The sequence below is a fragment of the Neobacillus sp. B4I6 genome, from assembly GCF_050434045.1.
In the GTDB taxonomy this organism is placed as follows: domain Bacteria; phylum Bacillota; class Bacilli; order Bacillales; family Cytobacillaceae; genus Neobacillus.
On sequence record NZ_JBNPWB010000001.1, the window covers coordinates 106123 to 128916 of the forward strand.

Sequence of the window (22794 nt, forward strand, 5' to 3'; positions counted from 1 at the left end):
AAATGAGTTTCAAATGTTAATATATGGATTACTTAAGGTGATTCACCTTCCATTAATAACATGATAATCGATAAACCTACTTTCTGTTTTCAAAATCTTGTTTTAATGATTTAAAATTTTTCTTATCATTTCAACTGTTAAATGGTTTTGTCCAGATCTTTTTTCTTTTCGTTATATTAGATTTATAAATAGCAGGATGTATTTTCTTATACTAATGTAAATAGGTACTTTTAAATTTTCTTTTCTACCTTATATATCTTTAGAAAAAACAATTCCGTCGCAGGTTTAGCTAGAGCAACATAAACTGCTTCTATGCCGTCAAATGTATAGAATCACATAATTAGCATGACGGGGACATATCATAAGTTACTATATATAAGATAGAAGTGAAAATTAACCGTAAAGGAAGGAGGTTTAAACTGGTTTCGGGAGACTATATAACACATACACATGAAACCAAGTTAAAATAAGGTTAAAATCATCGTATATTCAGGAAATCTAATTCATCAAGTACAATCATAGATACTTGAAAGCAACCTTCCATTAATATACATCTACACTCTTCACAAAAACGCAAGCCACAATCGTTTCTGAATGAACATCAAACCAGCACCAATAAATACCTCCATAAAAACACTCCATTATAATAGAATCACAAACAGTGAGTAAAATTGAAGATAAGCATTTTTCTGTACGTAGTCATCCTTCCGTAAGGAAGGAACTTACAAAGGGCTGAACACACTCAAACAGTTTAGTTTACGGGGTCGAGCCACCACAAAAAGCCACATATTATATCCTGTTTGTGTCTTTATCATTATGGACAGAGGGAACTTATTTTCATGCCTGGGTTGGGAGTAAAAACTCATGGTAGACTCACATGCCGCTTTCGCGGCACCATCAAATAAATGAAAATGTTTTTATACTAGTCTAGCTCCCCTTCCTCCTGTCAATCCTGATAATACGGCTGGCGAAGGAAGGTCGATCAACTATGGTGCTTTTAAGCCCGCATGGTAGACTGATTCACTACGACCAGGTGCACCACAAATTGTTGCTCTCGAATGAGAAGCACGCAGGATAGATTAATCTTATATGGTTGTTGCACCAGCCTTAATTTATTTCAGCCAAGGAAGGGTTTTATAATGGATGTTGTATTTAAACACTGTTGTGGACTTGATGTTCACAAAAAGAGTATTACCGCTTGCGCGATTACTCCAAAAGGAAAAGAAATCGAAACATTTGGTACGATGACACTTGACCTTTTCCAATTAGTGGATTGGATTTAAAGCAAACAGTGTACTCATGTTGCCATGGAAAGTACAGGTGTGTATTGGAAACCAATTTACAATTTACTAGAACTAGAAGAAATAAAACCGATGGTTGTAAATGCGGCTCATATCAAGGCTGTTCCAGGACGTAAAACTGATGTAAAAGATGCAGAATGGATTGCGAAATTGTTGCGCCATGGTCTTCTTCAACATAGTTATATCCCTAATCGGGAACAAAGAGAACTGCGTGAGTTAGTTCGATACCGCCGCAGTCTCATTGAAGAACGGGCTAGGGAGATTAGTAGAATCCAAAAGGTGCTGGAAGGTGCTAATATTAAACTTTCTTCGGTTGCGACTGACATTATGGGTGTCTCCGGTCGAGCAATAATTGAAGCGATTATCAACGGTGTAAATGATCCACAAACATTATCAAGCCTGGCAAAAAGAAGATTGAAGAATAAAAAGGATGATTTAGAACGTGCGTTAAAAGGATCCATTGGACCCCATCAAAAAATGATGTTAAAAACTCAACTCTCACACATTAACTTTATGGATCAACAGATTGAACTGCTAAGTGAGGAAGTCCAGCAACGTATGCAACCTTATGAAGAAGATATTGAATTGCTTGATTCTATCCCTGGAATCGGTAGAAGTCACGCCGAACAGCTTTTGGCTGAAATAGGAATTGGCATGGAGATTTCAAACCAGTTTCCTTCCGCTTCTCATTTATGTTCGTGGGCAGGTATGGTTCCAGGTAATAATGAAAGTGCCGGAAAAAAAAAGTCCGGAAAAACGAGAAAAGGTAATAAAAAATTGCGATCAGCACTCGTTGAAGCAGCACATTCAGCAGCTAAAACAAAAAACACCTACCTATCTTCCCAATACCAACGATTGGCGGCACGAATTGGTAAAAAACGTGCAGCAGTTGCGGTTGGACATACCATATTAACAATTGCATATCACATGTTAAAGAGAAGAGAACCTTATATTGAGTTGGGCGAAGATTACTTTGACCGACGAAAGAAAGAAATCGTGATCAAACAATCTATCAAACGGTTAGAGACTCTTGGTTGTAAAGTAACAGTTGAAGCAATAGCATAGCTATGGTCATAAAAATATAGTTAAAATTAGAACCCCAGATCTTTTAAAAAAAATCGATCTTACAGGGTTTAGTTTCGTATTGCCAAAAATGCCCTTTACCCATTACTATTTTCAGGATAGTTTATTTTATATAACTGTCTTTTAAAAAGGTAAATTCATAATAAAAAGGAATTTGTTTTATTTTCATTTTTTTAGTATAACTAATAATAATTAGTCAGAAAGGAAGTGGAATAATGAGAAAATTATATCTTTTATTTTTCTCGATTATGATGATATTGCTAGTCGCGTCTGGGTGTTCAACAAATGAACAAACAAAAAAAAACAAAGAGCAGGAGCAGGAAGCTTCTGATAAGAAAGTGGAATTGATTATTTCAGCAGCCGCAAGTTTACAAAATCCTTTAAATGACATAAAAACGAATTTTGAAAAGGAATATCCTTATATAAAAGTAGTCTATAACTTTGGAGCTTCAGGAACTCTTAAACAACAAATTTCTCAGGGAGCACCTGTCGATCTCTTTTTCTCTGCTGCTGAGGACAAATACGATCAATTAGTGCAAGAAGGGCTAATTGAAAAGGAAAAAGGAACAGATCTTGTCTCAAATGAAATTTTACTGGTAGTTCCAAAGGACTCGAATAAAGAAATCAAAGCATTCGAAGACCTCACCAAAGCTACGATGATTTCCATTGGTACCCCGGAATCAGTACCAGCAGGGCAATATGCTAAGGAAACATTAGAAAACTTAAATGTCTGGAAAGCTGTTGAAGAGAAAGTGGTATTTGCCAAGGATGTTCGCCAAGTGCTTACATATGTAGAAACGGGAAATGTTGACGCAGGAATTATTTATAAAACGGATGCCTTGATTTCACACAAAGTTAAGATTGTAGCAACGGCAAAGGAAAATACTCACTCGCCGATTATTTATCCAGTAGGTGTGATTAAAAACAGTACCCATTTAGAAGAAGCCCAACTATTCTACAATTATCTTCAGAATAGGAAATCTATGGGCATTTTAAGAACTTACGGATTTAAAGGTTTAAATTAATTTAAATGGATACCTATTTTTTGGTTAGCTTTATTTAGTATACTTCATAATCACATTACTTGAGTTTTAAAAAAGATCAAGGAGGTAACTGGGAGTCCTTGTTTGAGTAACATCATACCCTTTTTGATCTGCTAGAATCATAAATACGAAGAATGCGCTTGTCACTATTTTCTACAATACTCTTAAATCACCTCTACTTTTTTATCCGTATCAACAATTAATAGTTAGGCCAAAACTAAAACATTAATGGTAAATTTCGTTTCCATAATACAATATTTATTAAAAGAAGAGTTATTAAGAAAATAGATTTTAAAAGTTTATTTATAAATATGTTGATAACAAGTTTTGGTAAACCTTTCATTTTCATTTCTATGAAAGGTTTAGATAAATTCATAAATAACTAAAAATTTTCAATTTCTGTTCCCTTTTATCATTAATGGTGATTAAAAAGAATAGCTCCTTTCTATCACCATTTTTAATTTCAAGGTTAATAATTAGATCTATCATGCAGTAAATTCTGATTCCAATGTTTCTTCAATTTGATGTTTTCTAGAGACATTAAAATCATCATTTTCGATAATAAGTGAAACCATCACACCTCCAACAATTGCCCAAAATGTAGAATTAATACCATAGAAGCTGACCCCTGACATCGCAATAACCAGTGCAAAAAATGAGCCAATCTGAAATTTTTGTTTAGAAAATGCCTCTTGGAGAGAGCTTAAGAGTACTCCTATCATTGCGAGACCTGCAACAGTGCCGATTAATACTGACGGCATCGCTACGACAAATGTAATAATAATACCTGCAAACAAGCCAAATGAAGAAAACAACAGGCTATTCACAACAACAGCTACATATCTTCCTTGTTTTTCTCCAGCTTCTTTAGATGAGCAAATCGCTGTCATTGAACCTTCTATATTCGCATTATGGCCGCCAAAAAATGAAGTAATAACTCCTCCAATACCACTTAAAATTGGCATGGCATTTACATGAGGTTTATAACCTTGTGTAATTAAAACACAAGTAGCCTGTGCGTTTTCAGCTCCAATAACTAATATAGCTAGTGGAAGACCAATAGATATTATCGCATCAATATTAAATGATGGTGTGACTAGCTGAGGAGTAATAAAACCAGCTTCCATATCACTACCTTGGAATTGTCCCATAACTGCTGCTAGAATAACTGCAACGGCAAAAGAAGTTAAAATTGGTGGAAATTTTTTTATAAAACGAGAGGATAACAAGTATACAAGGATAACTGATCCTGCTATGATAGGTGCTTGTTCTATTGATGTAATCCTTCCAGTACCAAAGCGTATCATTGCTCCTACTATCATCGCCATTACAATCGGCACTGGAATCCAATGTATCACTTTGCCGATAATCCCAGTAATTCCTAAAATGAAAACAATAATGCCTGCAACTAGGACAGCACCTGGAATCGAGTAAGCGCCGGCAATCGGTTGTTTATATTTCAGTGCTAGGATTAATCCCAAAAGACCTCCAAAAAAATAAACAGCAAATAACCAAGAGATTGCTTGTACTTGTGTTAGCCCGCCATTTGCAGCTCCTCCAACAATAATTAGTGCAGGACCAGTACACCCAAAAATAGCTGCCAACGTCCTAGCACTAATCGTATTGACGTTTAAATGCTTTGGAATATCCTTTATACCTTCTGCAATTCTGTTTTGTTTCATTTTTCACTCCTTAGTACATTATTTTATAAAACCATTGCTATTTTAATGTATTATTACTAAATTTGAATTATAATAATTTGAACATTCGGAAAATTGAATCAATAATTTCGCCCGTTCTGAAACATATATCTCCTTCTACTTTAATAACAAATAGCACGCACTTTATTATCTTCGTTTAATTCTTCAAAAATTTGCTAGTTGACCTCTACAAAGCACTCTAATATAGTTCAGTTCGATTCTATGAAGAACAATTAATTTATATCTGGACGCTTTAACAATACAAAATTTTTGATGAAGTCCAGCTTTTCACCTGTTTATTGGGACAAGTTGTAAACGTATATAACCCAATGCTTCCGCAGTGGTTTACAAATACCTTGGTTTTAAAAGGTTCAGTTCGATTTTTTAAAATTAAAACATCTCAATCCTGCTTTGTATACCTAAGCATTGTAAGGAAGAAGCTACTTTTTTCAACTTCCTAATGCAATTGAGTATAAGTATGAATTTTTCCGCCTGAACAAGTGCAATATGGTTTGGATAATGGTCAACAGTAAAATCAAGCAGACAAATAGTCGCCTTTTACAGCTTCTACTCGCTGACTAACACCAATATTTCACATCCCATAATGATTGCTATAAAACATCAGGGGTTAACAAACCCTTCTATTACTAATCACCTCCAGTATTTATTATTAATGAAAGCGATTTCAATTATCTAAAAATGTAATGGATTTACTGTATTCTTACCCTAATCTATAAATTTAAAACAAAGAATCAATATCTTATTTTTCATATTTTAAATTTTTATATTGTTTAAAAATTAAAAAAATATTATTAGCAAGTTGAACCACTATTCCCTAATTTTTAGGATAAACACAAAGCAGACAACTATTTAATAATATTGATTTTATTTATCCAGAATAATAAAGCTTGCAGTAGCTGTCGCTGATTTAACATGTGGGTGAATTTCCATAAATTCTCCTCTTTTCCTAAATAATTATCACAAAAAATGTCTTGAATCAAAATTAAATTTCCTTTTGATTATTTTAATTAAACCAATTATGAAAATCTATGAATTTGAGGAAAGTAGATAAATATTTAAAACAAATAAAAAAAACATTTAAAAATATTCCGTACACATAACAGATAGATTTATAATAGAAGAATTTTTCAGTTTTCGTAAAGGGGCAGATTAAATATGTCATGGAATGAAAAAGCAATTGGTAAGATCGGTATATCTACTATGGTAGTGGATCACGAAGTGACAGCACATCACTTTGGTAACGAGGGTGTCCATGTGTTAGCGACCGCAATGGTAGGACTATTGGCAGAACAAGCTTTAAATACTGCTCTTCTTCCACTAATACCGGAAGGACACGGTATTGTAGGAGTTCGTCTACAAACCTATCACCGCGCACCTGCACCAATTAGGACAAATGTGAAAGCTTCAGTAAAGATCACAAAAGTTAATAGAAACTTTGTTTCTTACGAATTTCAAGTAGTGACCAATGAAGGAAAAAGATTAGGTGACGGTGATGGGGAAAGCGCGGTTATAGATATGGCACGTTTCCAAAGACGGATACACAAATAAAAGTTGGAGAGTTTTGGATATCTGCTTTGTTTTAATGTCCTTTATTCACGCTGAATTTATTTGCACTGTATATTTCCTCTATTTGGGCTTATTTTGCTGAACTCCCAATTAGCCATAATGAGCGAAACGGCTCCCAACCTTAACGTAGGTTACATTGGTCATAATGTTACTCCCAAAAATAAAACATTTTATGGGAACTTTTGTTAGAGGAATTTCAATTATCCCGAACTTTTTGCATAATATTGCTTGTGAAAAAATTTTTATTACACCAAACGGATGGGTGAATAGGGGAATTAATATAATGTTTACAGAGAACGCTGAATTAGAAGACAGGATCAATCAGTTAAAAAAAGAATTAATCCTGATTACGAAAGCAACAGGCTTAAATAGCCATGATACCATTTGTTGCAGTCAGAAATTAGACCAACTCATCACGATTTATCAGAGAAATTTACAACATTCTTGTAGAAAGAGGGTACACCAAGGGTACCACCAGCGTCTTGACGAGCATTTCAAACACCCTGTATCGATTTAAATTATTGACCTTGTTGATTCCAATAGGGGTACCACATATACTTATAAAAAAGGGTCATAGCATGGTTTTATTTTCCATTTTTGTACCCTTTTTTACTCTTTATCGTTTTATAAACTACACTGGATTATCCCCTCTATTGGTTGTGGAACATTTTCTAAATCAATCAATGTCACACACATTTTGATATATTACTGTGTTCGCAACTAACATTATATTTATTTCGTTTTTCTTGCTCTTCCGGATCATTTCTGAAATGATACCATCGCCACGATAAAATAGCCATTTAGCTTCAACTTTATTTATAACTAGCACCAATTTGCTCTCTTAGCTTTATATCAGAGATATATCTGGGGTAGCGCCAACAAAACGCGGTTATCGAAAGTATGTGAAACTCACGGATGGAGGAAAAAACATTCGTTTTTTTCTTTGATGAAAGCAGGCATCGAACCTGCTTGATGGTTGCTAAAGCAACCTAAATCCATTGTGACATAAGGTAATGACGTTTCCTCTCACAATATGCAAAACCATTAAATAGTAGGATGAAATTTCCTTAAGGAATGGTCTTCTTCAATGTAGTATTCGTAGAGTTTCTATCGTCTCAATTAGCGATATTCTGGCGATTCGGAAAAAATGAAGAGATAAAAAGTTTATGGAATCATAACATGCATCGATCGATTTTTCGTAATGTTCATAACGAAGGGATTCCTGGAAAAGTAAAGGAGAATTTCATGATTTCAAAAGGAAAAATCACTGATAAACGCGCTTTTGCTCCCCTGGGAATTTGGGTACTCATCTTAGGAATCATATTTGCAGGAGCGAATCTTAGGGCTCCTCTTACAAGTGTAGGACCCATCATTGAAACGATTCGCCGGGATACAGGAATGTCCCATACATTAGCAGGCATGTTGACTACTTTACCATTGCTTTCGTTTGCTTTTTTTTCACCACTTGCTCCTAAAATTTCTCGTCGTTTTGGATTAGAATATACACTATTTGGAGCCTTGCTTTTGCTAGTAGCAGGGATAATAATACGCTCTTTACCTTACATATCTACATTGTTTATTGGGACAGCTGTGCTTGGTATAGCGATTGCAGTATGCAATGTGCTTTTACCCAGTTTGATTAAACGAGAATTTTCCAATAAAGTCGGTATTGTGACAGGTATATACGCCGTGTCTATGAATTTGTGGGCAGCTGTTGCTTCGGGGATTACTATTCCAATCACAGAAGGGCTACAACTCGGATGGAGAGGTGCTCTTGCTTGTTGGTTCCTTCTTTCTATCGTTTCCATTGTTTTCTGGATCCCTCAACTACGTGTTCACCACCAGACAACAAGTTCTCTAGATACAGGAGGATCTTTATGGCATTCTCGTCTTGCATGGAACGTCACTTTGTTCATGGGTTTACAATCTACAGCCTTTTATGTTGTGGTAACTTGGCTCCCTTCCATTCTTCATCAACAAGGTATTAGCGCATCTGGAGCAGGATGGCTGCTATCATTAACACAATTTGCAAGCCTTCCAGCCACGTTAATTGTGTCAATTCTGGCTGGACGCTTTTCTAATCAACGTGGGCTAGTAGGGCTCTCTGTAATCTTTTTACTCTTTGGTTACGCCGGACTTCTAAGTGGATTTACTTCTTTAGCACCGTTGTCCGTCACATTAATTGGCGTTGGAATAGGATCAGCATTTGGTCTGGCAACTCTGTTTTTCGTACTGCGTACACATAACGCGCATCAAGCTGCTGAATTATCAGGTATGGCTCAAGCAGTTGGCTATTTATTAGCAGCAATAGGGCCGACACTTTTTGGATTTATACACGATGTCACTCACAATTGGATTATACCTATACTTATTTTGGTTTTAGGAGCCTGTGTTCTCTTTATTGTTGGTATGCAAGCTGGTAGCAATAAATTTGTAACCACGATAGAGAGCGATTACAGATTCAGTTCGTTAAAAAAGAAGCCTTAGCAAGTAAAAATACTGGTTAAATTGTTCTTGACAGAAGGATAAAACCATAGGAAATTAAACACGCAAAATATATGATACTCACCATTGATCACACCAAACACAAGATACAGGGTTTGGATTCCTTGCTCATTTAAACGAGTACGAGCATCTAACCGCAGTTTGCCGACCAGTTTATTAAACTGCTCTTATTACGAATGGCATACCCAAAACATTAAGACCTATGATCAGGAAATCGAGCGTATTTTTGTTGAGACAGATGGTTTACTTCTCCTAACGTTTCCAGGTATCGGACTAGTAACGGCTGATGGCTATTATGGCCGTATTTCCAAGCAAGGAAATTCAAATCTACGAAGAGCGATTTACATGGCTGGACGTTCCCTTTCTGCTCACAACAATGCTCTTAAACCCTTTTATTCCGGATTAAAAGATAGAGGAAAAAAAGCAGGTAAAATATACATCGCTATGGGAAATAAGTTCTTAAAAATCGCTTTCGCAATGCTAAAAAATCAGTCACCGTTCAAGTGGGACAATCCTACTTTTAATTACAAAGATGAAGTTACAAAAAAACTAACGTTTCCTCGAGTTGCTTAAAAAAATATAATAGATAGGCGCCATTCTTTTGGTTCGGGTGGAGATCGGATGTTCTTTCCTGAGGCCCTGACCTCGCCTTAATGGCTTTATCCCACTCGGCCTGTAAATGCGAATCAGTACGTTAATTCTAATTTGGACTCAATGCCAGAATGCATCAATGCAGACCAAGAAGCGAGCTAATACCCATTTCTGAATCAAGAAAATGGCGTCTATTTCATTAAAACTTGGTTAATTGTTACTTGTAAAAAAGGAAATTACAGTAAGTGTATTTGAGTTACCTTTAAACTTGAAAAAAGTTTTTGACATTGTACTCTATTAGTTGATTTTGTTTGTCTTGCATTTTAAAATTCATAGTAGGGCTTCCTCCTTAAGACTCTGAGTTAGATTGGACTCCAAATCTAAATTCGGTCATAACAATTCTTTAGATTTACTTACCACTTTTATACCCGTTTCTATTAGATTATACAAAATTCGTTTTAAAATAATTAGGGAAAACTGTCACCATTAAGAACTCTGTTAAGAGATTGCGGTGTGTAAACAGCGTAATCTTACAAACTTCGGCAACATTTGCTCAGAGCTTTTCTTAATTAAACGTTTGATTAAATATCCTTAACCCCTGATATAAGAGGTTACTAAACACATCAAGTAAAAAAGATTGTCGGTATTTACAATTAAATTTTTTATAAAATGAAGCCATTATTTCCTAGAAAATGAGCAATTTCTACTTTTCCTCCATTTTTCGTCTTTTTTTAGCTTTTTCACCATTAATTAAACGTTTGATTAAAAACAGCCTCATCCCTTTTAGATACTGGTTTGTTGAATCCGAAAACAGGAAAAAAATGTCGAGGAGTGTGGCTAATATTCAAGTGGAATGGGTTTGTTTAACAAGAGGCTTAATAAAACTTGATCAACTGGGTACTATCGGAAAAAATAAAAAAGAAGTATTACAATCACAAACCTATTAACGCAAAATCAAAAGGCATGAGCGGTTTAATACCGTACTCATGCCCAGGAAGCTGAAAAAGTGTTAGTTATAACACCGATATGTCGCAAAAAAAGGGACAATCCGTCGCCCCAAACTAATCCATATCAATATAATTCATTACTAATAATCTGGGAAGTATTTGCTTTACCATCCAGTTTTTTCACAACCTCAGGCCAACTTAATTTTAACCTACGGCATATGGTTGTACTTAAAACTTGCCCTTTTCTCTTCAACAAATCATAATCTCTCTGGTTAGTTGAACCAATCCGAAGTAATTCTCTTTTTAAATCTATAAGGGTTTCTTCCTTTGATTTCAATAAAACCACCCCCCATTTATTCCGACTAATCATTGGACATATTGGAGTTTAGACTAATTAATTAGTTTCTCTTTCGCCAACCATGCTCCTCCAATTACCCCTGCATCATTGCCTAGTGTGGCAGTAACAATCTCTAAACCTTGGGCCACTCTTGGAAAAGCAAACGGAAAAAATTCTTCTTTTAAAGGTTTCACCAATGTGTCGCCTGCTTTTGAAACGCCGCCTCCAATGACAATTTTTTCAGGATTTAAGCCATTGGCCAAATTCGCCAGCGCCAATCCTAAATGGAAGGCAACCTGATGAATGACTCGCTTGGCGAGTTCATCCCCTTCGTTTGCAGCATCAAAAACTTGCTTGGCAGTTATCGTTTGATGCTTCTCATAATAGTCTCGTAATTGACTTATAGAATTGGAAGAAGCTAATTCCTCAATTGCCAAGCGGACAATTCCTGTTGCGGATGCTACCGTTTCCAAACATCCCGATTTCCCGCAATTACAAGGTGCTCCGTCTTTAGGAACTGATGTCATATGGCCAATTTCACCACCGGCTCCATTTACACCATGCACAACCTCGCCATTGACGATAATTCCGCCTCCTACACCCGTTCCTAATGTTACACAGATTAAGTTTTTAGCTCCTTTGCCGGCGCCTTTCCACATTTCACCGATTGCCGCAATATTGGCATCATTGTCAACAACTACTGGCAAGGATGTTTCCCGCTCAAGAATAGCTTGTAAAGGGAAGTGCTCCCAGCCCAAGTTTACAGCCACTTCAATGGAACCGTCCTCCGCATTAACAGGACCCGGCGCTCCGATTCCGATACCGATTAGCCGATTTTTGGTATGATTTAATTCGGTTAACTTTTGATCAATCGATTTTGCAATAGAAGTGGGGATGTGCCGACCGCTATCCATTTTGTCCGTATCGATTTCCCAGCTATAAAGGATATCGCCACTGAGACTGATAAATGCCATTTTAATCGTGGTGCCGCCTATATCGACACCTACTAACCATTTTTCTTCCATAACCATTCACTCTTTTCCGCATTATAATAGTGATTTTCTACTGTAGCTAACTAAAAAGAACCTAAAATCCACTTAGGATTTATTAAGATTCCTTTATTCATTTCTACAAAAGAGGCTCCTCGATTGAGAAGCCTCTTTTCGTTTTTATTTGACAGCTGCTGTTTTTTCAAGATTAACCCATTGTTCTTTTTCAGCAGATTCAAGGATCGCATCTGCAATTAGTTCTATTTGGTATCCATCATTGAAGTTTGGTGAAAACTCTGTATCTTCAGCGATTGCTTTAAACAAATCATATGTTTCAATGATTTTTGTTTCGCCGTAACCTATACCTAGAGCAGGGATTGGCCATAATCCTTCACCGTATGGAGTGGCAGGTCCTGTATAAACCGTTCTGAAGCCTTTTGCATCGCTTGGATCATCGGCGAAGCAAACTTGAAGCTCGTCACGGCGCTCATAGTTAAAGTATAGAGAACCTTTTTCACCATGAATTTCAAAGGTTAGGAAGTTGTTGCGGCCCCATGCATTACGTGTTGCTTCAATCGTTCCAATGGCACCATTATCAAACTTGACCATCGTAATAAATTCATCATCTACATCAACGGCAGCTTTCGGTACATCATTTCCGCCATTTTTCACTGTACCTAATTTGTCAATACCGCCAGTTTGAATTGGTCTTTCTGGAATCCATGTTTTTGTCATTGCATTTACATCTGTAATTTCACCAACAAGGTAACGGGCAAAATCAACCACATGTGTTCCGATATCACCTAGAGCACCTGAACCAGCGATTTTCTTTTGGAAGCGCCATGATAATGGTGAATTTGGATCAGCAGACCAGTCTTGTAAATACGTTCCGCGGAAGCTTAGAACTTTTCCAATTCTTCCTTCTTCAATATACTTTTTCGCAAGAGCAACGGCTGGTGTTCTTCTGTAGTTGAAGGCAACCGCATGTTTTACACCTGCTGCTTTTACCGCTTCTAGCATTTCCTTTGCTTGTTCAGCACCTAATGCCAATGGTTTTTCACAGATAATATGTTTTCCAGCTTTTGCTGCTGCAATCGCGATTTCAGCATGCGTATTATTTGGAGTCACAATATCAATCACATCAATTTCCGGATCGTTAACAACAGCTCTCCAATCTGTAGAATAATTGTCAAATCCCAATCTTGCTGCAGCATCTTTAGCCAATTGTTCGTTAACATCTACTACTGTATGGCGATGCGGAATCGCTGGTGCCGGCCAGAAAAACATTGGCATTCCTGCATATGCAAGTGAATGCGCTTTACCCATAAAGCCTCCGCCAATCATACCTACGTTTAATTTTTTCATTTTAGTTTCCTCCCACTATTATCTTCTTGGTTTTTAATGAAGTCTTTGCTATTCCTAATGGATGTAACTTTTATGCTTGATTTACTTTATCGAATTGAGTTAAATAGCTGCGGCTGATTTTTGCCCCTTGCTTCGGATCTGGGTAGCTGTCTAACTCTACCGTAATCCAGCCATCATAGTTTGCCTCTTCTAACGCTTTAACCATTTCATCAAATTTTTGATGACCTTCGCCTAGAGGTAAAAACTCTCCATTTGCATAATCTTTAAAGTGAACATATTTAATGCGATCTACATATTTTCTAATTACCGCAACAGGATCTCCACCGCCGGCTTCAATATGCGCCGTATCCGGGCAAAGATTAATTGTTGTTAATGGCATTAATTTATCTAACTGTTCAGGAGCCTGAACGTTCGTTCCCAAATGAGGATGATAACTTGCAATAAGATTATATTTTTTAGCAATTTCTACCACTTTATTAAGTGCATTACCAAGAGCTGAATAATCGCTTTCAAGGATGCCGTTTGTGCGTACAGCTCCGCCGCCGACAACAAGATGCTCAGCCCCTACTTCTGATGCGAATGCCGCTACACTTTCAATTTTCAATAATTCTTCTTCTAAAATATCCGGGAAAATAAAATTCCCGCCTGTATATACGCCGACCAAAGTTAAAGAGTGATCATTCATTAATTTTAAAAACTCATCTTTTTTATCCTTGTATTGCATCAAGTTTCCATCGAAGATTTCGAAGCCTTCATAGCCAGCTTCCGCAATATCCTTTAATGCTTCTTCTGTTGATCCATAGGCAAGGTAGTAAAGATCCTTAACAGAAGTAACACCTGCTGGATGACCAACTACGCCGCCCCAAGTATTTGTTTGATATCCTAATTTCATGTGATTACCTCCATATATATTGGAATTTAGTATGCCATATTTCATAGTAGATAAATCGAAGCAAACTCACCTCCAAGAATAGTAATCGATTACATTTTTATTAAAAATATCTTTCCGCACTTCCATAAATAACAGTATTTTATACATCTTTAAAGATATCTAGCAAACAATTAAAATGTAATCCATTACATTTTTTCTTAAAGATTAACACTGCTTTCTAAAGGACACAATGATTTAATCTCTCTTTAATTCTAGGAAATAATATCATCTGGCAAGAATAAAAGATTTTGTATCCCTTACACAAATTATTGTAATCGATTACACCCAAAAATGCAACCCTATTTTTCGATTGTCACAGATTGTTCACCAAACATTTATATAATTCGAAATAAATCAGACGACATACTTTTCTTGTTAGGCTCTAAGTATCCTTTTTATCTTAGAGGCTGGCAACTGATCCACCATCAACTCGAAGGTTTACACCATTAATAAAAGAAGCCTTGTTTGATGCAAGGTAAACGACAGCAGAAGCAACTTCCTCTACTGTCCCTGGCCGTTTTACTTCAACATGAGGACGATTTTCCTTTAGAAATTGTTGAATCGCTTCACTGTAACTTATATTCAGCTTTTCCGCGTTATCTTTTAACAAGTTCTCCAGCATACGTGTCATGATAAATGCCGGCGATACCGTATTGGCGAGAATTCCATCTGCAGCATACGCCTTTGATAAGCTTTTTGTAAAATTAATAAGTGCGGCTTTGGAAGCATTATAATGAGGCATGAACCCATCTGGCTGAATACCTGATTCTGATGAAATATTAATGATACGACCAAATCCTGTTTTTTTCATAAAGGGAATAACTGCTTTTGTTACACGTACTGCTCCAAATAGATTTACATCAAATAGATGTTGCCAGTCCTCTATATCCAATGATTCAAAGTCATCAAATCCACTTGCTATTCCGGCATTATTAACAAGAATATCAATCGTATTGTAGCGATTAACGGCTGCAGAAACAAGATAATCCACATCTGCTTGTTTCGTTAAATCCGCTTGAACAGCAAGCACGCTCCCGCCTATGTTCTCAATATCTATAGCAGAGTTATTCAAAGCTTCTGCCTCACGAGCACAAATAATAACATTCGCACCTTCTTCCGCCAACGCTATTGCAATTGCTTTTCCAATACCTTTACTGCCACCTGTCACAAGTGCTGTTTTATTTTTTAATTCTAGATTCACTTTATATCGATTCCTTTCTAAGTAACTTATTATGATAGTAACTCATCTTTATTTTATTCCGATGATATGCTTAAACAATTAACATGACCAAATAAGGATTAACTCTAACCGATACTCGGCTGAATTAATCCTTTACCTGTCCAACTTATTTTTTTACTGATGCCTCAAACAATTCTTCATGTATTGGTTCAGAGATTATTGTTTCAATTTCCTTTACAAATTTCTTAAAGTGCGAGGTTTCCTGATGCTGTTGAATGGCTTGTTCATCCTTCCATTTCTCAACAAAGATAAAGGTATTTGCCTCTTCCGGATCTTCATAGTAATGATAACTAATATTTCCCGACTCAGCTTGAGAAGGTTTTGTTACAAGTCTGGCCGCTTCAAGAAATGTATCGCGATACCGTGAACTCACTTTAATGTTTGCATGAATAATAATCATGTCCATCCCCCTTGACTTGTTCCCTTTATTCGAAATAATTTAACCTGCTTGTTTCTCCACTAGAATTTCTCTTTTATTTTGTTTCTCTTCAGAAGGAAGCTTCATAAATTTCATTAAATAGGCACCTAGGAAATACATACCTGCGAATATCCACATAACCCCATGAACACCAATAATTCCGATGAATAACCCAACGATTGCCGGTGCGATAAAGTAGGACATTCCTGCACCAAAGCTTACAATGGCCATCGCAGATCCTTTTTTCTCAGGTGCCAACGATGCTACAAGAGCTGAAAGTGGGACGAAACCACAAAGAGTAATCCCCATTAGAATACCGACAATATTCAAGGCTAAGAAACTGCTGCCAAAAACCTGCGGCGTGTAAAGCATAACTAATAACATGACACCCATGCCGAAGCTGCCAAGCCATTGAATTGTTTTGCGCCAGCCTAACCATTTATCACTAATGTAAGGAATGATCAGGTTAAAGATGATATTCGCAAACCACATCGTTCCCCACATTTGCAAAAACTGTTCAGTCGTGAATCCATATTCAGAATGCAAATAAAGAGGGAAAAAGATTGGCAGTGAACCGATACCTGTGGAATTGATAATTCGGACCACGCCGCCAATTGCCACTTTCGGTTGTTCGATACAAATGGTAAATCCACTCAATAGGCTTTTTAGTTTTTCCTTCGGATTTCCTTTTTGTTCTTTTCTCATATCATCTTTCACTACGATACAGCCAATAATTCCACCAACCAATACCCATGCCACCGCACTCCACAACAACCCAATATAACCGATCTTCGGAAGCATGTAGGCAGGGAAAAAGCTTCCTACAACATAGAGCCCGCCGCTCCAAGCAGCCCAAAACAATCCAACAGCTGTCGCCAAAATGCGATCAGGACTGCGATACGTAACCCACACTAAGAAGGAATAACAAAATAATGGATAACCCAATCCTCGAATACCATAAGTTGGTAACATAATAGCGTAACTGTTTAGCTTTAAACCATATTCAATGAATAGAACCTGACCGATTAACCAAGTGACCAGTCCAATAAGCATTACTTTCCTTGGACCCCACATTTCGGTGAGTACACCAGAAAAGTAAGATGCAATGGCCAACACGGCTCCATATACTGCAAAAAGAGTGGCAGATTGTTGAACGGTCAGACCCTTTTCAATAAGATACGGAGACAACCATGCGTGTTCAAGACCGTCACCAGCCATAAAAATTAATGTTGCAACAAATCCCCAAACCACTCCCATAGGAAGGCCGCCAAGAGTACGTTCCTGATCTAAAACCGTTTTCATTTTCAACACCTCTATTTTATAATGTTGGGGGATTAAGAGGAAGATTAACTCCTACTTAAGCCCACCACATTTCCGATACTTTCTCTTTAAACAACGTTCCTTTTAACAGTGTGATGGCTTTCATTAAACCTTCATCGGTAGACGCAAGCATATCCTCATGTTCAATGGAAACAACGTAATCATATCCTACAGCCCGAAGTGTACTGATGATGTCCTTCCACATTTTTTCATTATGGCCATATCCGACAGAGCGGAATGTCCAAGAGCGATCCAACACTTTACTGTAATGCTTGGTATCAAGAACACCATTCACCTTAATATTTGCCTGGTCTAAATACGTATCTTTCGCATGGAAATGGAAGATTGCATTTTCCCTGCCTAATTTTTTAATAGCTTCGACTGGGTCGATTCCTTGCCATACCAAATGGCTTGGATCGAAGTTGGCTCCGATGTTCACTCCTGCTTGTTCTCTTAGCTTTAGTAGTGTTTCCGGATTATAGACAACAAATCCCGGATGCATTTCGAAAGCAATTTGATGAATCCCATGCATTTCAGCGAATTTCGCTTCTTCTTTCCAGTACGGAATAACGATATCATTCCATTGCCATTCTAAGACTTCTGCATATTCTGGAGGCCAAGAGCAGGTCACCCAATTTGGAAACTTGGCACCCGGATGATCCCCTGGACATCCAGCAAAACCATTGATAACTGGTACCTCTAACTGTTCAGCCAGTAAAACCGTTTTTCTCCATACATCATGCGCCTCTTTGGCAGCCTTTACATTAGGATGTAGAGGGTTGCCATGGCAGCTTAGTCCGCTGATGGTTAGTCCCCTGCTTTCAATCGCCCGTCGGAACGATTTGATTTTATCTGGATTCCCTAACAATTCATCGGGATTACAATGACTATTCCCTGGATAGTTACCGGTTCCTAACTCAACGGCCTCTACTCCTATTTGGGCTAATTTATCTAACATGGCTTCGAAAGGAAGATTTTGATATAGAACTGTAAACACACCTAGTTTCACACTAAAGCCTCCTTATTCGCACGAACCTTCACCCATTTTTGCTGTTCATGACTTTCCAGAATGGCATCCGTAATCGCCATTGAAGTATGACCGTCTTCAAATGTGGCGAAATTCGGTTTATCCTGGAGCAGATCTTTGCCTTCACGAATAAACGTATAAACATTGAACATCATATTTTTCAGAGCGTCCGGCCAGCCTTCATTATGTCCGCCAGGATGATGGATGGCTGATTTTGCTTCCGGTGAGAAGAGCGCTGGATCGGCAAGCAGGATTTCATTCGGCTTATCCCTGTGTCCCATCCATAATTTTTCAGGCTCTTCTTGATTCCAGAAAGCAGAGCTTTTGCTGCCATTGATTTCAAAGCTTAGTCGGTTTTTCCGTCCTGCACTAACTTGTGAAACGGTAAATACTCCTCGTGAGCCATCCTCGAAACGAACGAGTACGGATGCATAGTCTTCTGTATTGATTGAAACATCTTCATATTCTACATCTTCAGTACTTTGTGTGCTGAAAGTGGCCACACTTCCAATTGCTTTCTTTCTAACTGGAATGACCGTTGCTAAATCAGCAAATACTTCTACAATCTTTTTACCGGTAACAAATTGAACGGTGTCACACCAGTGAGACCCGATATCTGCTACTGCGCGAGATTTTCCGCCGACTTCCGGTGCTAAACGCCAGTTAAAATCCGTTTCATATAGTAACCAATCCTGCAAATAGCTTCCGTGAACCAAATTCACTTTCCCAAGGTCACCGTTAGCAATTTTAGCTCGCAGGTTTTGCACACTCGCATGCTGTCTGTAATTAAAGTTCACACCATGTACAACACCCTGTTTTTGAGCCAATGCCAACAATTCCGCTGATTCTTCACTATTCATCGCAAGCGGTTTCTCTGAGATCACATGTTTACCTGCTAAAATAATTTCTTTATTGATCGCAAAGTGCACATGGTTTGGGGTACAATTATGAACTACCTGAATTTCGCTGTCACGCAGCATTTCACGGTAATCTCCGTATGCTTTCGGAATTCCAAGTTCAGCTGCCTTTCTTTCCGCTTGTTCTTGACTCGTCTCGGCTAATGCTACGACTTCCACGAATCCAAGTCTTCTGATTGCTTCAATATGTGTCGGGCCAATGAAACCTGTCCCGATGATTCCTACTTTTATTTTTTCCATCTTAACTCATCCTCCAAATCTTAATTTTTTTAGAGCCGGGTAACGAGTAGAACGCAATATATAAATGCAATCGATTACACTTAATATCAAAATAGAAATTAAATAGAATGAATAGAGATATTGAAAATTAGTGTAATATTCATAATGAAAATTTAGTAATCAAACCTCAAAATGTAATGGATTACATTTTGGTCGAAAAAATTTCTATTTGTTATTGAGCAAATATGAATTTTTTCTCTTTTTTTCGACACCCTTATTGTAATCGATTACAGAATATAATTCAATATTTTTTTTAACTTCCCTGATTCTTTTTTGTAAGTAGGCATCAAAATCTGTTCTGGAATGATTCAAAATCGTTCCCCATACTGTAATAAACCAGCAAAAGGGAGCAATCCCTTTTCAAGAATTACTCCCTTTTGCTTTTCATATAAATCTTTACTTTTTTAGCTTCTAACAAAAAAGAAAGAACTATCCTTCTATGGTAAGTTCTTTGCATGAATCACGGACAATCAGTTTATCAGGAAGAATAAATTGATATTTATTATCTAATTCTTCATTATTAATTATTCTTAGCAGTAAATGCATCGCTTTTTGACCCATAACGAACGTTGGCTGGGCAATCGTTGTTAGGGCAGGTTCAAAGATAGAGGCAAATTTAATATCATCAAAGCCAACAACAGATAAATCTTCTGGAACTCTAACACCTTTAGATTTAGCGGCTTTAACGGCTCCCATTGCCATTTCATCATTTCCGACGAAAATGGCTGTAGGAGGTTCCTCTAGTGACAAAAATTTCATCATTAAATTAAATCCACTTTCAAAAGTGAATTCGCCTTCCTGTACCAAACTTGGATCAACGGATAGGCCGTGTTTTGCCATCGCTTGATGGAATCCCTTACATCGGTCTCGGCCAACTACAACACTCAAGGGTCCACAGATATGTCCTATTCTCTTGTGGTTTAAGTTAATTAAATATTCTGTTGCCTTTCTTGCACTGCTGACATTATCAATGGAAACCGTAGGCAGCTGGGAGCCCTCATAGTATTCACACGCCAATACTACAGGGTAATCCTGGGATAAATCTTCTAATATTTTTTGATCGGTCCTTGCCGTTAATAATATCAACCCATCTGCTTTTTTCTGACCTAATATCGTTAAAAAACTAGTTTCGCTTTCGACATCGTTTCGCGCATCTCCTAGAAGTACTTGATATCCGTTTTCGATGGAAACGGATTCAATTCCGCGCAGCACCGCAGAAAAGAAAGTATTGGTTATATCAGGAACCACCACAAGAATTGTTTTGGTTTCAGATCTTCTCAATTGTCTTGCCAGCATATTAGGCTGGTAATTTAATTTTTTTATGGCTTCTAAAACTTTTTCAGCTGTTTCTTTTTTTACAGTCCCTGCATTACTTATGACTCGGGATACTGTGGCCGTTGAAACATTTGCCATATTTGCAACATCCGCAATTCTGACCATGTATCTCTTTCCCTTTCAGTGTTCGTTTACATTTATTGTAATCGATTACATGTGGAAATACAATAATTTTTGAAATTTAAATTAAATGTAAAAAAGCCCTTAAGAATTGGGCTTTCGTAACATAAACATCTATATTGTATAAAAAAGCATGAATTAGAAAAGTTTACTAAAGGTGAGGCTGTTTATTATATCTTAGAAAACTCGCCAATTGGCGAGCCCCTAAGGGCGAAGACAGAGGCGTAGTTGCCCTTATGCCTGATAGGAAAGTTATACTTTCCTATCAGCAAAAAAGAATATCTTTTGAGAAAGAATGCATTTTAAGTCCCTTTTGATATTCCATTGTTTTGAACAACTTTTTAAAGGTGGAACTAATACCATGAAAATAGTCTACATCTTTTTCCTATATCTTTTATTAACTATCACTTTTAATTTCGTAATTAATCTTCTCATGGGAATCAACTTTTCAAATGCAATTCGTAATTTAAAAAATCCCTTCTGGGTCATGACATTTCCTGAATACCTAATCATTTTCTCCTTACTATCCACCATGATCATTCTACCTATTGTTTCATTTTTTAAAAATAGGAAGAAAACAAGAAATGTGTGAAAATGATTACTTACTTTTTTCATCAGTGTCAATATTAACGGGTTTCGGTCCAAATCGTTTACGAATCAGATCCACCACAAAAAGTAACACGGGGATTACAACACAAAACAAAGGATAAACAAAAGTAATAAGGAATTTCCCTTGCTCAACTTGCTCTGTCCGACTATTTGATACGATCATTGATATGTAAAAGACCACGATTCCAATCGGCAGCACCAGCTTTTCTTGATTTGGAATCTTGAATAAATCGGCAGAGACAATGATAGCAGCATAACAAAAAATGGCGATCTTAAAAAAAACGCCGATAATCAAAGTGAGGATGACAATGGCATCCACACGTTGCAAGAAATCGGCTATGCTCACTTGGCTGATAGTGTCCAATAACGGAAAGGTAGCCCGTTTATACATATTAGACCCAAGAACAGAGATTTCAACAGCATGTGTAAAGGTTAATACGAGGCCGCTGAACATGATAGCCATGACACCTGTTCTCTTTCCTAAATTGGTTTTATTTAAATGGGGGAGAATCGTTGTAAAACAAATAAACATTTCTGCGAATGGAAATATGAATATATTTGGATAGGCCGATTTCAAAATCGGCCCCCATCCTTTATCTACTATAGGAAACAGATTCTTAATATCGATTATGCCGGAAAATAGAACTAATAAATTGCCTATAACACCCAAGCCAATTAAAATCAACAAGTAGATCTCAGCCATTCTTGCAAACACTTCTATCCCTTTGTACAGTACATAAACAACCGCAATCATCATTAAAACACTTATGAAAAATAGCGGCGTCTGGTCATATAAAGCCGTGACTAATAGGTCACTCCCATCCCTTAAGTTTCTTGCAGCGGTATGTATAAAATAAGGAATATATAATAAACTAAGCGTCCATCCAATATATTTACCGAGAATTTTTCTGGAATAACCACTTAATGTCATACCGGGATATTTACAATGAAAATAGACAATAACTTGATATAAAACCACTGCCCCGAATAAGGAAATTAATATTGAGAGCCAGACACTCCGTATCCCAGAAATTCCAATTGGATAAAGTAGTGACGTACCAGTTGCAAACAACACCATTAAGGCAAACAATTGACTTGGACTAATTCTTTCTTTTTCCATGTTTCTACGATTCACCCTTCTCCGTGACCC

18 protein-coding genes and 2 pseudogenes are annotated in these 22794 nt (G+C 37.1%); 6 read left to right on the forward strand and 14 right to left on the reverse strand.

Features of this window, described 5'->3' with window-relative positions; all coding sequences use genetic code 11:
* Positions 1-1139 precede the first annotated feature (1139 nt).
* Together QF028_RS00615 and modA are read left to right on the forward strand one after the other, a co-directional pair.
* Positions 1140-2366, forward strand: a pseudogene (locus QF028_RS00615) (IS110 family transposase).
* Between the two features lie 233 nt (positions 2367-2599).
* On the forward strand, positions 2600-3409 hold the full coding sequence (gene modA, locus QF028_RS00620) for a molybdate ABC transporter substrate-binding protein (RefSeq protein ID WP_429463315.1): 810 nt from the start codon (positions 2600-2602) through the stop codon (positions 3407-3409).
* A 503-nt stretch (positions 3410-3912) separates the two neighbouring features.
* Here modA and QF028_RS00625 read toward each other — a convergent pair.
* Positions 3913-5109 (reverse strand): benzoate/H(+) symporter BenE family transporter, encoded by a 1197-nt coding sequence (locus QF028_RS00625; protein WP_429463317.1) that lies wholly within the window; start codon positions 5107-5109, stop codon positions 3913-3915.
* A 1194-nt stretch (positions 5110-6303) separates the two neighbouring features.
* Between QF028_RS00625 and QF028_RS00630 the strand changes: the two genes are divergently transcribed.
* Together QF028_RS00630 and QF028_RS00635 are read left to right on the forward strand one after the other, a co-directional pair.
* Positions 6304-6696, forward strand: a complete 393-nt coding sequence (locus QF028_RS00630; protein ID WP_429463319.1) for a thioesterase family protein — start codon at positions 6304-6306, stop codon at positions 6694-6696.
* Between the two features lie 301 nt (positions 6697-6997).
* The gene (locus QF028_RS00635; protein WP_429463321.1) at positions 6998-7231 is read left to right on the forward strand and encodes a Spo0E family sporulation regulatory protein-aspartic acid phosphatase; all 234 of its coding nucleotides are present in this window, start codon (positions 6998-7000) and stop codon (positions 7229-7231) included.
* 165 nt (positions 7232-7396) lie between these two features.
* Here the strand turns inward: QF028_RS00635 and QF028_RS00640 are convergent.
* Positions 7397-7580 (reverse strand): annotated as a pseudogene (locus QF028_RS00640) (Tn3 family transposase); the annotation flags it as partial.
* Positions 7581-7893: 313 nt separating this feature from the next.
* Between QF028_RS00640 and QF028_RS00645 the strand changes: the two are divergent.
* Positions 7894-9201, forward strand: coding sequence for a CynX/NimT family MFS transporter (locus QF028_RS00645; protein ID WP_429463323.1), 1308 nt, complete (start codon positions 7894-7896; stop codon positions 9199-9201).
* Here QF028_RS00645 and QF028_RS00650 read toward each other — a convergent pair.
* Positions 9198-9359 (reverse strand): hypothetical protein, encoded by a 162-nt coding sequence (locus tag QF028_RS00650; RefSeq protein WP_429463727.1) that lies wholly within the window; start codon positions 9357-9359, stop codon positions 9198-9200. The genes QF028_RS00645 and QF028_RS00650 overlap by 4 nt on opposite strands.
* Here QF028_RS00650 and QF028_RS00655 point away from each other — a divergent pair.
* Positions 9286-9792 carry a transposase gene (locus QF028_RS00655; protein WP_429463325.1) on the forward strand — a complete coding sequence of 169 codons (507 nt, stop codon included), beginning with the start codon at positions 9286-9288 and terminating at the stop codon, positions 9790-9792. The genes QF028_RS00650 and QF028_RS00655 overlap by 74 nt on opposite strands.
* A gap of 1089 nt (positions 9793-10881) precedes the next feature.
* Here QF028_RS00655 and QF028_RS00660 read toward each other — a convergent pair.
* From QF028_RS00660 to QF028_RS00710, 11 genes are all read right to left on the reverse strand, one after another.
* Positions 10882-11094 carry a hypothetical protein gene (locus tag QF028_RS00660; RefSeq protein WP_429463327.1) on the reverse strand — a complete coding sequence of 71 codons (213 nt, stop codon included), beginning with the start codon at positions 11092-11094 and terminating at the stop codon, positions 10882-10884.
* Between the two features lie 53 nt (positions 11095-11147).
* Entirely contained in the window at positions 11148-12119 is a 972-nt protein-coding gene (locus QF028_RS00665) for an ROK family glucokinase (RefSeq protein WP_429463328.1), read from the reverse strand.
* A 144-nt stretch (positions 12120-12263) separates the two neighbouring features.
* Positions 12264-13448 carry a Gfo/Idh/MocA family protein gene (locus QF028_RS00670; RefSeq protein WP_429463330.1) on the reverse strand — a complete coding sequence of 395 codons (1185 nt, stop codon included), beginning with the start codon at positions 13446-13448 and terminating at the stop codon, positions 12264-12266.
* 70 nt (positions 13449-13518) lie between these two features.
* A complete protein-coding gene (locus tag QF028_RS00675; RefSeq protein ID WP_429463332.1) occupies positions 13519-14340 on the reverse strand; it encodes a sugar phosphate isomerase/epimerase family protein in 822 nt (273 codons plus the stop codon).
* Positions 14341-14779: 439 nt separating this feature from the next.
* Positions 14780-15580 carry an SDR family NAD(P)-dependent oxidoreductase gene (locus QF028_RS00680; RefSeq protein WP_429463334.1) on the reverse strand — a complete coding sequence of 267 codons (801 nt, stop codon included), beginning with the start codon at positions 15578-15580 and terminating at the stop codon, positions 14780-14782.
* 145 nt (positions 15581-15725) lie between these two features.
* Positions 15726-16019: a putative quinol monooxygenase gene (locus tag QF028_RS00685; protein ID WP_429463336.1), complete on the reverse strand. Its 294-nt coding sequence runs from the start codon at positions 16017-16019 to the stop codon at positions 15726-15728.
* Positions 16020-16058: 39 nt separating this feature from the next.
* Positions 16059-17339 carry an MFS transporter gene (locus QF028_RS00690; protein ID WP_429463338.1) on the reverse strand — a complete coding sequence of 427 codons (1281 nt, stop codon included), beginning with the start codon at positions 17337-17339 and terminating at the stop codon, positions 16059-16061.
* Between the two features lie 55 nt (positions 17340-17394).
* Complete coding sequence (locus QF028_RS00695; RefSeq protein ID WP_251565817.1) at positions 17395-18366, reverse strand: sugar phosphate isomerase/epimerase family protein; 972 nt, start codon at positions 18364-18366, stop codon at positions 17395-17397.
* Positions 18363-19541, reverse strand: coding sequence for a Gfo/Idh/MocA family protein (locus QF028_RS00700; RefSeq protein ID WP_429463341.1), 1179 nt, complete (start codon positions 19539-19541; stop codon positions 18363-18365). The genes QF028_RS00695 and QF028_RS00700 overlap by 4 nt, the downstream gene beginning before the upstream one ends.
* A gap of 468 nt (positions 19542-20009) precedes the next feature.
* Complete coding sequence (locus tag QF028_RS00705) at positions 20010-21020, reverse strand: LacI family DNA-binding transcriptional regulator (protein ID WP_429463343.1); 1011 nt, start codon at positions 21018-21020, stop codon at positions 20010-20012.
* A gap of 613 nt (positions 21021-21633) precedes the next feature.
* Positions 21634-22764, reverse strand: coding sequence for a GerAB/ArcD/ProY family transporter (locus tag QF028_RS00710; protein ID WP_429463345.1), 1131 nt, complete (start codon positions 22762-22764; stop codon positions 21634-21636).
* Positions 22765-22794: the final 30 nt, after the last annotated feature.

Excerpts from the sequence above, each read along its gene's own strand:
- modA (WP_429463315.1), top strand. The coding sequence starts at position 2,600 with ATGAGAAAATTATATCTTTTATTTTTCTCGATTATGATGATATTGCTA.
- QF028_RS00625 (WP_429463317.1), bottom strand. The coding sequence starts at position 5,109 with ATGAAACAAAACAGAATTGCAGAAGGTATAAAGGATATTCCAAAGCAT.
- QF028_RS00630 (WP_429463319.1), top strand. The coding sequence starts at position 6,304 with ATGTCATGGAATGAAAAAGCAATTGGTAAGATCGGTATATCTACTATG.
- QF028_RS00635 (WP_429463321.1), top strand. The coding sequence starts at position 6,998 with ATGTTTACAGAGAACGCTGAATTAGAAGACAGGATCAATCAGTTAAAA.
- QF028_RS00645 (WP_429463323.1), top strand. The coding sequence starts at position 7,894 with ATGCATCGATCGATTTTTCGTAATGTTCATAACGAAGGGATTCCTGGA.
- QF028_RS00665 (WP_429463328.1), bottom strand. The coding sequence starts at position 12,119 with ATGGAAGAAAAATGGTTAGTAGGTGTCGATATAGGCGGCACCACGATT.
- QF028_RS00670 (WP_429463330.1), bottom strand. The coding sequence starts at position 13,448 with ATGAAAAAATTAAACGTAGGTATGATTGGCGGAGGCTTTATGGGTAAA.
- QF028_RS00675 (WP_429463332.1), bottom strand. The coding sequence starts at position 14,340 with ATGAAATTAGGATATCAAACAAATACTTGGGGCGGCGTAGTTGGTCAT.
- QF028_RS00685 (WP_429463336.1), bottom strand. The coding sequence starts at position 16,019 with ATGATTATTATTCATGCAAACATTAAAGTGAGTTCACGGTATCGCGAT.
- QF028_RS00690 (WP_429463338.1), bottom strand. The coding sequence starts at position 17,339 with ATGAAAACGGTTTTAGATCAGGAACGTACTCTTGGCGGCCTTCCTATG.
- QF028_RS00700 (WP_429463341.1), bottom strand. The coding sequence starts at position 19,541 with ATGGAAAAAATAAAAGTAGGAATCATCGGGACAGGTTTCATTGGCCCG.
- QF028_RS00705 (WP_429463343.1), bottom strand. The coding sequence starts at position 21,020 with ATGGTCAGAATTGCGGATGTTGCAAATATGGCAAATGTTTCAACGGCC.
- QF028_RS00710 (WP_429463345.1), bottom strand. The coding sequence starts at position 22,764 with ATGGAAAAAGAAAGAATTAGTCCAAGTCAATTGTTTGCCTTAATGGTG.